Genomic DNA, 13,305 nt, shown 5'->3' with positions numbered 1-13,305 from the left:
TAAATTACCATACAAATAAAGCCTTTTTTGTAGATCACAAAAGGCTTTTTTACTTAAAAAAATCACTTATAAAATGTTGGATATTTTTGACAGAATAAAAGAAAATCCAGGACCTCTTGGACAATTTGCAGATTATGGCGAAGGTTATTTTATTTTCCCAAGACTGGAAGGACCTATCGGACCTAGAATGCAGTTTCAGGGAAGAGAAGTAATCTTCTGGAGTGCTAATGATTATTTGGGATTGTGTAATCATCCTGAAGTATTAGAAGCTGATGCAAAAGCTGCTGCTCAATACGGGATGTTTTATCCAATGGGAGCAAGAGCAATGTCTGGAGAAACAGAACAGCACTTACAGTTAGAAAAAGAACTTGCTGACTTTGTTCAAAAAGAATCCGCTTATTTATTAAATTTTGGTTACCAGGGAATGGTATCCACTATTGATGCATTGGTTAGCAGAAATGATGTTATTGTATATGATGTAGATTCTCACGCTTGCATTGTAGACGGTGTAAGACTTCATGCTGGAAAAAGATTTACATACAGACACAATGATATTGAAAGTCTGGAAAAAAACCTTCAGAGAGCGACGAAAGTAGCTCAGGAAACAGGAGGAGGTATTTTAGTAGTTACTGAAGGTGTTTTCGGAATGAGAGGCCAACAGGGAAAACTTAAAGAAATCTGTGACCTGAAATCAAAATATAATTTCAGACTATTAGTAGATGATGCTCATGGATTCGGAACTCTTGGTGAAACAGGGGCCGGGGCTGGTGAAGAACAGGGATGTCAGGATCAGATTGATGTATACTTCTCTACTTTTGCTAAATCAATGGCAGGATTTGGAGCTTTCATCGCAGGAGACAAAGACATCATCAGATATCTAAAATTCAATTTAAGATCTCAAATTTTTGCAAAATCTCTTACCATGCCAATGGTAATTGGAGGTTTGAAAAGATTAGAGCTTTTAAGAACAAAGCCTGAGATCAAAGCTAAATTATGGGAAAACACTCATAAATTACAAAATGGTCTTAAAGAAAGAGGTTTCAATATTGGAGACAGCAATACGTGTGTAACTCCGGTAATGATGCAGGGAACTCCTGTAGAAGCAACTCTTTTAGTAAAAGATTTAAGAGAAAACTATAGAATATTTACATCTGTTGTTGTTTATCCGGTAATTCCTAAAGGAATGATCCTATTAAGATTAATTCCTACCGCATCTCATACTGATTCTGAGATCAATGAAACTCTTGCCGCTTTTGAAGCAATTCACGACAAATTAATGAGTGGACATTATAAAGAACAGGCTGAGAGCTATCTTAAAGAAAATAATATTCAGTTTAAAGAAATTTAATTAAAAATAAAAAAGGTCATTTGAAATAGAATGACCTTTTTGTCTAATAAATTTACGTCAAAATGAATTTATATGAAAAATTCTAAAAATATCAGAATTGCTATTATTAGCCTTTTTCTACTGCTTTTTTTCACTAACGCTACGGCTCAACGTTCCTATATCGATAATCATAAAGATATCGCTATGAATCTCTCAAAACAGTACGGAATTCCAAGTTCGGTTATACTGGCTATTGCCATTGTTGAATCCGGAGCGGGAACCAGTAAAGCCAGTAAGACCCTAAACAATCATTTTGGTATGTTAGGGAAAAATGATATTAATTCTTCGAGATTTAAGAGCTTTGGCTCTGTAAAAGAAAGTTATGAGGCTTTTTGTCGACTGCTCTCAAAAAAGAAACTCTACACTAAACTAAAAGATAATAATAATTATACTGAATGGGTTAAAGCGATTGCTTCTTCAGGCTATTCTGCGAAACCTAATGAATGGATGAAAAAAATAAATCTTACAATTACAAAGTTTGGTTTAAATAAATAACCTTCACACCTTCACATTTTATAAGCTGCTAGTCTTTATAGTACAGAATATAATAATTTAAAATAAATTTGTAAAAATTTTTCTATTGAAAGATCTGCTTCTTATCACTCCGCCTTTTACCCAACTTAACACTCCTTATCCTGCAACAGCTTATATTAAAGGTTTTCTAAATACCAAAAATATTTCCAGCTATCAGATTGATTTGGGGATTGAAGTTATTTTGGAGTTATTCTCAAAAGACGGGCTTCAGAATATTTTTAATAAAAAAATTAACCTTAAAAATACTTCAGAAAATTCTCAGAGAATTTTTGCTTTAAGAGAAGAATATCTAAGAACCATTGATCAGGTTATACTTTTCTTACAAGGTAAAAATTTCACATTGGCAAGGCAGATCTGCAGCATGAATTTTTTACCGGAAGCTTCCCGTTTCAACCAATTGGATGATATGGAATTTGCTTTCGGAAACATGGGTTTACAGGACAAAGCTAAACATCTGTGTACTTTATATTTAGAAGACCTATCTGATTATATTATTGAAAATATAGATTCAGATTTTGGTTTCAGCAGATATGCGGAACGTTTGGGAAAAAGTGCTAATTCTTTTGACGAATTGTATTTAAAACTGATCGGAGGCCAAACATTTATTGACCATATAACCTTAAGTATTCTTCAGGAAAAATTAGAATTTGCTCAGCCAAAACTGGTATGCTTTTCTATTCCTTTTCCTGGAAATTTGTATGCAGCATTTAGATGTGCAAAATACATTAAAGATAACTTTCCCCACATTAAAACTGCAATGGGCGGAGGTTTCCCAAACACAGAATTAAGAGAAGTAAAAGATGCCAGAGTCTTTGAATTTTTCGATTTTATTACACTGGATGATGGTGAACTTCCTATTGAACTTCTTTACGAAAATCTAAATAGCCAATCCGAAATTGCAGAATTTAAACGGACTTTCTTAATAGAAAATGAAAAAGTAACTTATAAGAACAATTCGAAAAGACACGATTATAAACAAGCTCAAGTAGGAACACCTGAATATACCGATTTACAGCTAGACAGATATATTTCGGTTATTGAAATTGCAAATCCAATGCACAGTTTATGGAGTGATGGAAGATGGAATAAACTTACAATGGCACATGGCTGCTACTGGGGCAAATGTACTTTTTGTGATATATCATTAGATTATATCAAAATTTATGAGCCTATTTCTGCAAAAATTCTGGTCGACAGAATGGAAGATCTCATTAAAAGTACAGGCGAAACAGGATTTCATTTTGTAGATGAAGCAGCACCACCCGCTCTAATGAGAGAAGTTGCTTTGGAAATTTTACGAAGAAATTTAGTAGTTACCTGGTGGACCAATATTCGCTTTGAAAAGAGCTTTACCAAAGATCTTTGTTTTTTATTAAAACTTTCAGGTTGTGTAGCTGTTTCCGGAGGATTGGAAGTTGCCAGTGACCGTTTATTAAAATTAATTGATAAAGGGATTTCGGTAGACCAAGTTGCTCAGGTAACAAGAAATTTTACTGAGGCCGGAGTTATGATCCATGCTTACCTGATGTATGGCTACCCTACCCAAACAGTTCAGGAAACCGTCGACTCTCTGGAGATGGTTCGTCAATTATTTGAAATGGGAATTTTACAAAGTGGATTTTGGCATCAGTTTGCCATGACCGCTCATTCACCGGTAGGCTTAAATCCAGAAGAGTTTGGAGTTACCCCTATTAAACAGGAAATTTTGTTTGCTAATAACGATATTGATTTTACAGATAAAACAGGTATTGATCATAGTAAATTTAGTTTTGGCTTAAAGAAATCTTTATTCAATTATATGCATGGGATCAATTTTGAAATTCCTCTGCAGGATTGGTTTGATTTTAAAATCCCGAAAACAACCATTCACCCTGATTATATTCACGATTGTCTTTTAGAAGATGATAGTTTTATATTTAAAGGAAATTCAAAAATTATTTTCTTAGATAAAAACGTGATCGCTGAGAATTACATTAAAACAAAAAAACAGAACTCCTGGCCGTATACCCAGCTTACATTCCATTTAAAAACCAATATTGTAAAAGTGGATCTGGAACAGGAAAAAGCTGAATGGTTAATGGAAATACTTAAAGACAATTCTAAAGAAAGTGCGAAGAAAATTACACTTCAGCAGCTTAAAACTCAGTTTGAAGAAAGTTTTGAAGATTTTGAATTATTTTGGTTTTCAAAACCTATGCAGCAGCTAAAAGATAATGGTGTTATTTTAAGTTTGTAATCTGATTTTTTCGTAGATAGTTCAGCAATTTTCAACTAATGATTCTACTTTTTATTTCTCAACACCATCTTTTACCACAGCTCCTACTACCACTTTTTCTTGGACTTTTATAAAATTAGGATCCATAATTGCCATTCGTTCGGCGATAGCTTTGTAGGTAGGAAATTTTAATATTGAAGCCCTTCCGGACATCTCTCTATAGAGCGTAAACGATTTCCCACCAGCGGTTTTGATCTGCTTTGTGGTTGTAATATATTTTCCAATATACTTACTCTTAGCATCATAAATTTCAATATCAACAAAGGTTTTTTCGGCGATTGTATCATCAGAACCAAAGCTGACTGGTAGATTGGTAAAATACCCTACAGGAACACCATTACTTAGAATTTCGCCAACGCTGTTGACTTCAATTTTCAGTTTATCAATTTTACTTCTTATAGCGTAAGCATCTTTTGTTTTACTATCAAGCTTCCGTTTAGGCATATTCGTAAAAAGCTCATCTAAATTCTTAACATTGATCCCTTTATTATCAATCAGTTTCAAACCTTTTATAGAAGTATAAACTGCCGATTTTTCTTCACCAGAAAAAGCTGATGGAGAGATATAATCCAGTTCTATTGTTTTATCCCTGTTATATACCCTGTTTAATGTTATATAACTATCTCTTACAGAATCAACAACACTTTTATCAATGAATTCCATTGTATAGATCGGAGTTTCTTTAAGATCCATAAAAGTGTATTGATTTGATTTATTTGAAATTTTCGCGACGTGCACACCATCAAGACTTACAATCCCCCTTTTAGTTTTAAAATTCTGAGCATTAAACAAGATACTCAAAACTGTAAACAACATGACCGTACTTTTTTTCATAAAATCAGATTTTTACATTACATAAAAAAAGTGTAACCAAAGTTACACTTTTTGAAAATATATTTAGCTTTTCATTTAATTACTCACAAAGGATAATCCCTTTATCATGATTAAATTCTACAACACCGCTTTTGATAGGATAAGAAAAAACCGAATCTTTTTCATTCTCTCTTGTAAAGTTTTTAGCATACGTTTCATCAATAGAATTCACATATAATTTTACCTTACCGTTAATTAAAGAAGAAACGATTCCTGCGTGGTTTTTCATGATGTGGAATTCACCATTTTTTCCCGGCAGTAATACTGAAGTTACTTCACCTTCAAAAACTACGTGTTCTGGTGTTAAAATTTTTATATTCATTTCTTTAGATTTGAAGATTTCAGATTCCAGATTTCAGATTTCAGACAGCATTAAAGTCTCATGTCTTGTGTCTGACATCTTTTGTCTAATTTATTAAGCGTTATCAGCTAACATTTTTTGTCCTGCTGCAATAGCTTCTTCAATAGTTCCTTTCAAGTTGAAAGCAGCTTCTGGTAAATGATCTAATTCACCATCCATAATCATGTTGAATCCTTTGATAGTATCTTTAATATCTACTAATGAACCTGGGATACCTGTAAACTGTTCTGCAACGTGGAAAGGCTGAGATAAGAATCTCTGAACTTTTCTAGCACGGTAAACAACAGATTTATCTTCTTCAGAAAGTTCTTCCATACCAAGGATAGCGATGATATCTTGAAGAGCTTTATATCTTTGAAGAATTTCTTTTACTCTTTGAGCACAGTTATAATGCTCTTCTCCGATAATTTCAGGAGCTAGGATTCTTGAAGTAGAAGCCAATGGATCTACTGCCGGATAAATACCTAATGAAGCAATTTTTCTATCTAGTACTGTAGTTGCATCCAAGTGAGCAAACGTAGTTGCCGGAGCCGGGTCAGTTAAGTCATCCGCAGGTACATAAACAGCCTGTACAGAAGTAATAGATCCGTTCTTAGTAGAAGTAATTCTTTCCTGCATTGCACCCATCTCAGAAGCAAGTGTTGGTTGGTAACCTACCGCAGATGGCATACGACCAAGAAGTGCAGATACCTCAGAACCAGCTTGTGTAAAACGGAAGATATTATCTACGAAGAATAGAACGTCTCTACCCTGTCCACTTTCTCCACCATCCCTATAGTATTCAGCTAATGTAAGACCAGAAAGTGCTACTCTGGCTCTTGCTCCTGGTGGCTCGTTCATTTGTCCGAAAACGAATGCTGCTTTAGATTCTTTCATAGCCTCTAAGTCTACTTTAGAAAGATCCCAACCTCCGTTTTCCATAGAGTGCATAAAATCATCACCATATTTGATAATTCCTGATTCTAGCATCTCTCTTAAAAGGTCATTTCCTTCTCTCGTTCTTTCACCTACTCCAGCGAAAACAGAAAGACCACCGTGTCCTTTTGCAATATTGTTAATCAACTCCTGGATCAATACTGTTTTACCTACACCAGCACCACCGAACAATCCAATCTTACCCCCTTTTGCGTAAGGTTCAACTAGATCGATTACTTTAATACCTGTAAATAAAACTTCTGCAGAAGTTGAAAGTTGATCAAATTTTGGAGCTGGTCTGTGAATTGGCAGACCACCTTCTTTAGAAATATTTTGAAGCCCGTCGATAGCATCACCAACAACGTTGAATAGTCTTCCGTTCACAGCCTCACCGATTGGCATTGTAATAGGATTTCCATATCCAATTACGTCTTGCCCTCTTTGAAGACCGTCTGTAGCATCCATTGCGATACATCTTACTGTATCCTCACCAATATGTTGTTCTACCTCTAAGACTACTTTTTCACCGTTTCCTTTAGTAATTTCTAACGCGTCATAAATACTTGGAATTGCTTCCACATTATTAAAAACTACGTCGATTACAGGACCAATAATTTGAGAAATTTTTCCTTTAATTTGGTTTGCCATTGCTAAATTTTTTCTTGGTGCAAATATAATGAATCTTAACAAACCCGCAATTGGTAAAAAAAAGATTTTTATCATACTTTTTAACCTCTCTAAAATTCGGATTCTGGCTTTTAATTTTTTGGATTTTCAATTAATTTTAATATAATTATGCGTCGGATTGAAGTTAATTTACAGATCAATGAGATAAACATCATATAAAAGGGTAACCAATTATACACTTAATAGACAACGTAAAATACAATAACATAAAATAACTTGCGATACATTATAGTAGATTATTTTAAAGGCTTTATATTTGCAGTCAAATTTTTTCCGTTTTGAAAGTTTTCAAGAATTTTAAAGATTATTCCTCTCAAAAGCCTCTAGCATTGTCTTTAGGAATGTTTGACGGAGTACATCTAGGTCATAAATGTATTATTGACGAATTAAAAAAAGTGGGTACAGAAAACCAACTAGAGACTGCTATCCTTACTTTTTGGCCACATCCAAGATTTGTTTTTAATCCAAATGAAGATTTAAAACTTTTAAATACGTTAGATGAAAAGAAATTACTGATCGATAAATATGGTATCAATAATTTATTCTTAAAAGAATTTGATGAAGAATTCAGGAATCTTACCGGAGAGGAATTTGTTCGTCAAATCCTTATCGACAAGCTGAATGTAAAATACCTTATTATAGGATACGATCATTCTTTCGGAAAAAATAAAAGTGGGAATTTTGAACTTCTTCAAAAACTTTCAAAAGAATTGAATTTTGAAGTGGAACAAATGGAAGCAATTAATATCCACGAAAACAATATCAGTTCTACAAAAATCAGGAATGCACTTTTAGCTGGAAACATTGTTGCAGCCAATGAAATGTTGGGCTACTCCTACTCTGTTTCAGGAAAAGTAATTCATGGAAAGAAAATAGGAAGAACAATTGGTTATCCTACTGCTAATATTGGTACTGATTCCATTAAGTTATTACCTAAAAAAGGAGCTTATATTGTTGAAGTTGAAGTAAAAGGTCAGACATATAAAGGGATGTTGAGTGTTGGAACCAATCCAACCGTAAACGGTGATACTTTAACTGTCGAAGTCTACATACTTGATTTTAATGAAGATATTTATGATCAGGATATCACGGTAAAATTCAGAGATTTTCTTCATGATGAGATCAAATTTGAAGGCCTTGAAAAGTTAATTGAAAGATTGGATGAAGATAAAAGACTGACTGAAGAATTTGATTTTTAAGTATTTGTAATTTCTTCCCTCGCTTTTTTCGTTAAAGAATTAAAAACCAATTCATAAGACTGATCAATCAGTTTAAAAATAAGATCTCTTTTTAAACCATCTACTGAAACTGAATTCCAATGGGTTTTATTCATATGATAAGCCCCGGTGATCTGTGGATATTGTTCGCGAAGCTCAGCACTCCATTCGGGATCTGTCTTTACATTAATTCCCAAAGGCTGCCTCTCCAAACCCATCAGGAGAAACATTTTTGTTCCTACTTTCATGACAAGCGTTTCATTATCAAAAGGAAAAGTTTCTGTGACTCCTTTTTTAGCAAGACAATAATCTAATATTTCGTTAGCATCCATAATTTGTTAGTTGAAAGGTGAAAATGGAAAGTTGATAGTTGATAGTTGATAGTTGATAGTTGATAGTTGATAGTTGATAGTTGATAGTTGATAGTGCAAAATTAATGTTTAGGAAGTTCCTTTAATCTTTTAATTATCTAATTCTATCCCAGAGAGAACGTTCATCAGCTCGATCGTTGACTGTAATTTGTGATACAGTATCAAAACGCATAGATATACGATTATTAACATTATAAGTATCCCAACCAGGATTGCCGTTAGTAGCAAAATTTACCCATGCTTTATGTACACTGTCAGCCAATTGTTGTGGAAGTTGGTTGCCTAATATTTCGGAAAAGCCAGCATTAGTCAGATTATCAAATACAAAAGCAATCTCAAGACCGTGGCAAGCTCCAAGTAGATTGTTACATGCAGGTGATTCCCATGAAAATTCATATACATGTGTGTTGCCGTGCTTTTCTGCAACGCGCAAAGCTGGAATACGGTAAAACCAATCTGTGATAATTGCACTTAGCACATCACCAGGAGAACTATCTGGACGGTTTGCCTTATAGATTTGAATGGCCTCAGTAGATAGTCCATAAGCAGAAGCTGCCATATCTAAAGCCGTATCAGTGATTTTTGATATGGTACCTTCAGGTACAAGAAATAATCTAAATTCCTGACTATTACTACCAATAAGAATATCTATATCTTTACTTGCGCCTTTAGCAATGCATTCTATAGGGGTTGCTGTTAATAACTGACCATCAACTATTGGCTCAAACGGCATTAAGTTGAAAGCAGCCTCACCCCATAATTTTGCTGAAGGATTTGCCATAATTTCGGATCCCAATTGACCTTGTGCAGCAAAAAGCTTTTCAAGAGTAACCTGTCCGATTGCTTCGCGTGTTGGCTCAACACCAAGTATTTCAGCAAGCCTGGTACCAATAAGCTTTGCAGAGGAAGGACTAATTACTGAGTGTCCTGCTCCCGACTCAGCAATAGCCCGTCGAAATAAACCTTCTGCTTCTTTCATTGCGAGTAAAGTACAAACACTCATTCCACCAGCAGACTCACCGAAAATAGTAACATTATCAGGATCACCACCAAAGTTTACAATATTGTCCCGAACCCATCTGAGTGCAGCAATTTGGTCAAGTATACCAAGGTTAGGTACCCCATCACCAAACCACAAAAATCCGTCAATACCAATCCGATAATTTATGGTAACTAAAACAACACCATCTCGTGCAAAATGACTCCCATCATAGCCTGAAACAGCACCTGACCCAAGAGTAAAGGCACCGCCATAAATAAAAACCATGACTGGCTTTTTTTCAGCAACACCTGAAGTCCAAATATTAAGGTTTAAATAATCATCTCCCGGAATTACCACATTGGGTAATAATCCAGCAAACGGTCCAGATTTTGGGGTTATTTGTGGCGGAGTGGCACCATATTCTGTTGCATTTTTTACACCCGTCCATGGCATTGGAGGTTTGGGTGGTTGAAAGCGGTTTACACCAATAGGTGGGGCAGCATAAGGAATGCCTTTAAATGCTAAGATACCATCTTCTTTTTTAATGCCACTAACGTCTCCGTACTGAGTGCTGACCGTTTTTAATGTTTCCATAATATTTATAAAAGGTTCAACACAAACTTAGTAAAATTTCAGAGTGTGTTTCAGTTATATTCAATAATAATTTTTAGCGAATAATTTCATTTTTAGGTTGTTAATATTTTAATCTTTCTGTTTTATTAATCAAAATTTAGTAAATTTAGAAAGGAAAAGAAAAATTATACTTATCACAAATCACATTTATTATGAAAGCTTTGGTAATAGGCGCGACTGGTGCCACAGGTAAAGATTTAGTCAGTCAATTGTTGAATGATAAAGAGTTTGATGAAGTAGATGTTTTCGTTAGAAAACCGCTGGATATAAAAAGTGATAAATTAAAAGTTCACGTAGTGAATTTTGAGAATCCTGAAGAATGGAAAGATTCGGTAAAAGGTGATGTAGCCTTCTCATGTCTCGGAACTACTTTAAAAACCGCAGGAAGCAAGGAAGCCCAAAGAAAAGTGGATTTCGATTATCAATATCAATTTGCAAAAGCTGCTAAAGAAAATAATGTGGATGACTATGTTCTGGTTTCTGCCTATGGAGCTGATCCTAAGTCAAAAATTTTCTATTCTAAAATGAAAGGAGAACTGGAAGATGCAGTAAGACAACTCCATTTTAATAAGATCACTATCTTCAAACCCGGAATGTTGGAGAGAAAAGATTCTGACAGAACAGGAGAAGTCCTGGGAAGCAGAATTATAAAATTCGCAAATAAAATTGGACTTTTAGAAAGTCAAAAACCCTTACCTACATATATTTTAGCCAAAGCAATGATCAATTCTTCGAAAATCAAAAGCAATGGCTATTCCAGTATCAAATTGGGAAATATTTTCTGCTTTGCAGAAAAGACAAATGAATAATAATTGAAAGTTAGAAGTTAGAAGTTAGAAGTTAGATCGAAAATAATAATTTTAAGTAGAACCACGAAATCCATAACCCGCATCTCAAATCCCATAACTTTTAAACTTTCCACTTTTAATTTCAATTTAAACCCGAATCTTATAACTCCTAAAATCTGATACCTATAACCTAGTTATTTCGTGGTTTTACTTCCCATACTTTTCCCTAATTTTTCATACTCAATATCATTAGGCTCCCACAGTTCTATTTTGTTACCTTCGACATCCATGATGTGTACAAATTTTCCGTATTCATAGGTGTCGACCTTATCCACGATTGTTACACCTTCTTTTTTCAGTTCTTCTACCAATTTTTCAAGATTTTCTACACGGTAATTAATCATAAAATCTTTTTCAGAAGGCTGAAAGTATTTTGTCTTTTCATTGAAAGGGCTCCATTGTGAAAATCCTTTCTTAGAATTATCCGCACCCTGATACCACTCAAACACAGCACCATATTCATTTGTATTAAGACCTAAATGATCTTTATACCATTCTCTCATCTTTTTAGGATCTTTACATTTAAAAAAGATTCCACCAATACCTGTTACTCTTTTCAGATCATCCGATTTCTTTTCTGTAGCTGATTTAAAAGCAAATCCTAGTATAAAAGAAGCCAGAATGCAAGAAGCAAAAAATATTTTTTTCATAAATTACGTTTTACCTGTTTAATAATATTCTCATAAAAAAAGTGGATGAAAACATCCACTTTGTAAAAATATACTTTTTAATTTTATTTCAAATACTTTGTAATAGCCTCATCAGTAGGTTTTGTAGTACTTACAAAACTGTCCACCAATTTACCATTTTCATCTATCAGGAATTTTGTAAAATTCCAAAGGATCGTTGTATTCTTTACTCCGTTCAGGTCTTTCTCTGTCAGATATTTAAAGATTGGAGCTGTGTCATCACCTTTCACAGAAACTTTAGCTGCCAAAGGGAAAGTTACTCCATAGTTTTTCTGACAAAAAGCTCCGATTTCTGTATTTGTTCCTGGTTCCTGACCTCCAAAATTATTGGCAGGGAAACCTACAATGACCAATTTATCTTTATACTCTTCATACACTTTTTCTAAATCAGCATACTGTGGAGTAAATCCACACTCGGAAGCAGTATTTACAATAAGGATTTTCTTCCCTTTAAAATCAGCAAAATTGATTTCCTTCCCATCCAGGCTTTCAACTTTGAAATCATATATTGTTTTTCCCATAAGTTCGTTGGTTTTAGCTTTAGAAATTTCACTTTTTTGATTCGTACAACTCTGTAAAAATGCCACAAAAGAAAGCAGCAATACAAAAAATTTTTTCATTTGAATGATGTATATTTACCTTGCTAGTTACAAAATTTATTTTAAAAGCCGGATATTTCATTTAGAATATTTATCTAGAAAAAGGATAACCTTTTACTTAATCGGATCTTGTTCATATCTCAAATTATATTTACTTAGGGATAAAAAGAAAAGATTGTTATATCACCATATTTTATTTCCCAACTAATCCCCTATCGTTTGACTCTGTCAGTTACAAAATACATTTTATTCACATATTGAAAACACATTATTTATAAGCCAAAAATACTGAAAATCAATTTTTGTTATAGATCAGTATATACTCTCATCCTGCTTTTTGTAAGGATTGTTATTTTATTTCTTTTAATATTTACTTTCAATTTATTTTTTATTCTATTCTTAAAATCAGAGAAAAAAAATATTTATATCCAATTATTATTGCTGGCATTTAAATTTTATTTTAAAATCCCAAACAGGTGAGATATTATTAATAAAAATAATATAAATCACTTATAATCAAAACAATACATTCATTTTAAATAATTAGAAAAAATAATTTTGAGCCCAAATTATTGCACATACAATAATTTTTAATCATAGATTGGCAACTTAAAACCAATAAAAAAAACATTTATGAAAAAATTATTTATTTAGCTGCACGTACTTCTCTTGTTTTGTGTCGTACAATGGATAACGTTTCAAGCAATGAGAATAAAAAAAAACGAAATGGGGATCTCAGCTCATTTTGGGAATCCTAGATCGTTATTTTTATTAAAGACCAGTCAATAGATTAATATTATATTTTGTATGTGCGCAGTACAGAATAAATACGAAAATATTGATTTCAAGAACTCTATGTCGATAATATACGGCAAAAAACAAACCCTTAACAATTAATTTCCTGCTTTGTCAAGGAATTAGTAAAATAACATCA

General features: G+C 33.5%; 12 protein-coding genes. 5 read left to right on the top strand and 7 right to left on the bottom strand.

Features of this window, described 5'->3' with window-relative positions; translation table 11 throughout:
- Window positions 1–76: 76 nt before the first annotated feature.
- The 3 genes from J7E44_RS00900 to J7E44_RS00890 all read left to right on the top strand — a co-directional run bounded on the left by J7E44_RS00900 (window position 77) and on the right by J7E44_RS00890 (window position 4,157).
- The gene (locus J7E44_RS00900) at window positions 77–1,348 is read left to right on the top strand and encodes an aminotransferase class I/II-fold pyridoxal phosphate-dependent enzyme (RefSeq protein WP_214826172.1); all 1,272 of its coding nucleotides are present in this window, start codon (window positions 77–79) and stop codon (window positions 1,346–1,348) included.
- A 72-nt stretch (window positions 1,349–1,420) separates the two neighbouring features.
- On the top strand, window positions 1,421–1,882 hold the full coding sequence (locus tag J7E44_RS00895) for a glucosaminidase domain-containing protein (protein ID WP_214824548.1): 462 nt from the start codon (window positions 1,421–1,423) through the stop codon (window positions 1,880–1,882).
- An 85-nt stretch (window positions 1,883–1,967) separates the two neighbouring features.
- Window positions 1,968–4,157 carry a B12-binding domain-containing radical SAM protein gene (locus tag J7E44_RS00890; RefSeq protein ID WP_214824545.1) on the top strand — a complete coding sequence of 730 codons (2,190 nt, stop codon included), beginning with the start codon at window positions 1,968–1,970 and terminating at the stop codon, window positions 4,155–4,157.
- Between the two features lie 51 nt (window positions 4,158–4,208).
- On the opposite strand, the gene J7E44_RS00885 is transcribed toward J7E44_RS00890, so the two are convergent.
- The 3 genes from J7E44_RS00885 to atpD all read right to left on the bottom strand — a co-directional run bounded on the left by J7E44_RS00885 (window position 4,209) and on the right by atpD (window position 6,993).
- Window positions 4,209–5,030 carry a hypothetical protein gene (locus tag J7E44_RS00885; RefSeq protein WP_214824544.1) on the bottom strand — a complete coding sequence of 274 codons (822 nt, stop codon included), beginning with the start codon at window positions 5,028–5,030 and terminating at the stop codon, window positions 4,209–4,211.
- A gap of 79 nt (window positions 5,031–5,109) precedes the next feature.
- A complete protein-coding gene (locus J7E44_RS00880; protein WP_214824541.1) occupies window positions 5,110–5,391 on the bottom strand; it encodes a FoF1 ATP synthase subunit delta/epsilon in 282 nt (93 codons plus the stop codon).
- A gap of 93 nt (window positions 5,392–5,484) precedes the next feature.
- Window positions 5,485–6,993, bottom strand: a complete 1,509-nt coding sequence (gene atpD, locus J7E44_RS00875) for a F0F1 ATP synthase subunit beta (protein ID WP_214824539.1) — start codon at window positions 6,991–6,993, stop codon at window positions 5,485–5,487.
- A 317-nt stretch (window positions 6,994–7,310) separates the two neighbouring features.
- On the opposite strand from atpD, the gene J7E44_RS00870 reads away from it, so the two are divergent.
- A complete protein-coding gene (locus J7E44_RS00870; RefSeq protein WP_214824536.1) occupies window positions 7,311–8,231 on the top strand; it encodes a bifunctional riboflavin kinase/FAD synthetase in 921 nt (306 codons plus the stop codon).
- On the opposite strand, the gene J7E44_RS00865 is transcribed toward J7E44_RS00870, so the two are convergent.
- Together J7E44_RS00865 and J7E44_RS00860 are read right to left on the bottom strand one after the other, a co-directional pair.
- The gene (locus J7E44_RS00865) at window positions 8,228–8,581 is read right to left on the bottom strand and encodes an MmcQ/YjbR family DNA-binding protein (RefSeq protein WP_214824533.1); all 354 of its coding nucleotides are present in this window, start codon (window positions 8,579–8,581) and stop codon (window positions 8,228–8,230) included. The two genes, J7E44_RS00870 and J7E44_RS00865, sit on opposite strands and share 4 nt — an antisense overlap.
- Before the next feature lie 133 nt (window positions 8,582–8,714).
- Window positions 8,715–10,196, bottom strand: a complete 1,482-nt coding sequence (locus tag J7E44_RS00860; RefSeq protein ID WP_214824530.1) for a carboxylesterase/lipase family protein — start codon at window positions 10,194–10,196, stop codon at window positions 8,715–8,717.
- Window positions 10,197–10,387: 191 nt separating this feature from the next.
- Here J7E44_RS00860 and J7E44_RS00855 point away from each other — a divergent pair, with 191 nt between their 5' ends.
- Entirely contained in the window at window positions 10,388–11,044 is a 657-nt protein-coding gene (locus J7E44_RS00855; RefSeq protein WP_214824527.1) for an NAD(P)H-binding protein, read from the top strand.
- 173 nt (window positions 11,045–11,217) lie between these two features.
- Here the strand turns inward: J7E44_RS00855 and J7E44_RS00850 are convergent, their stop codons facing one another.
- Both J7E44_RS00850 and J7E44_RS00845 read right to left on the bottom strand, forming a co-directional pair.
- Window positions 11,218–11,733, bottom strand: coding sequence for a VOC family protein (locus J7E44_RS00850; RefSeq protein WP_353050423.1), 516 nt, complete (start codon window positions 11,731–11,733; stop codon window positions 11,218–11,220).
- 83 nt (window positions 11,734–11,816) lie between these two features.
- Entirely contained in the window at window positions 11,817–12,392 is a 576-nt protein-coding gene (locus J7E44_RS00845) for a glutathione peroxidase (RefSeq protein WP_214824525.1), read from the bottom strand.
- Window positions 12,393–13,305 lie beyond the last annotated feature (913 nt).

Origin of the sequence: Chryseobacterium sp. ISL-6 (assembly GCF_018613715.1) — a bacterium.
GTDB classification, from domain to species: Bacteria; Bacteroidota; Bacteroidia; order Flavobacteriales; family Weeksellaceae; genus Chryseobacterium; species Chryseobacterium paludis.
Note: the sequence above shows the minus strand (reverse complement) of the source record. Positions and strands in the feature narration are given on the sequence as shown.

Bases quoted from the DNA above. Each gene is read 5' to 3' on its own strand.
- J7E44_RS00895 (WP_214824548.1), top strand. From the start codon at position 1,421: ATGAAAAATTCTAAAAATATCAGAATTGCTATTATTAGCCTTTTTCTA.
- J7E44_RS00885 (WP_214824544.1), bottom strand. From the start codon at position 5,030: ATGAAAAAAAGTACGGTCATGTTGTTTACAGTTTTGAGTATCTTGTTT.
- J7E44_RS00880 (WP_214824541.1), bottom strand. From the start codon at position 5,391: ATGAATATAAAAATTTTAACACCAGAACACGTAGTTTTTGAAGGTGAA.
- atpD (WP_214824539.1), bottom strand. From the start codon at position 6,993: ATGGCAAACCAAATTAAAGGAAAAATTTCTCAAATTATTGGTCCTGTA.
- J7E44_RS00865 (WP_214824533.1), bottom strand. From the start codon at position 8,581: ATGGATGCTAACGAAATATTAGATTATTGTCTTGCTAAAAAAGGAGTC.
- J7E44_RS00860 (WP_214824530.1), bottom strand. From the start codon at position 10,196: ATGGAAACATTAAAAACGGTCAGCACTCAGTACGGAGACGTTAGTGGC.
- J7E44_RS00855 (WP_214824527.1), top strand. From the start codon at position 10,388: ATGAAAGCTTTGGTAATAGGCGCGACTGGTGCCACAGGTAAAGATTTA.
- J7E44_RS00850 (WP_353050423.1), bottom strand. From the start codon at position 11,733: ATGAAAAAAATATTTTTTGCTTCTTGCATTCTGGCTTCTTTTATACTA.
- J7E44_RS00845 (WP_214824525.1), bottom strand. From the start codon at position 12,392: ATGAAAAAATTTTTTGTATTGCTGCTTTCTTTTGTGGCATTTTTACAG.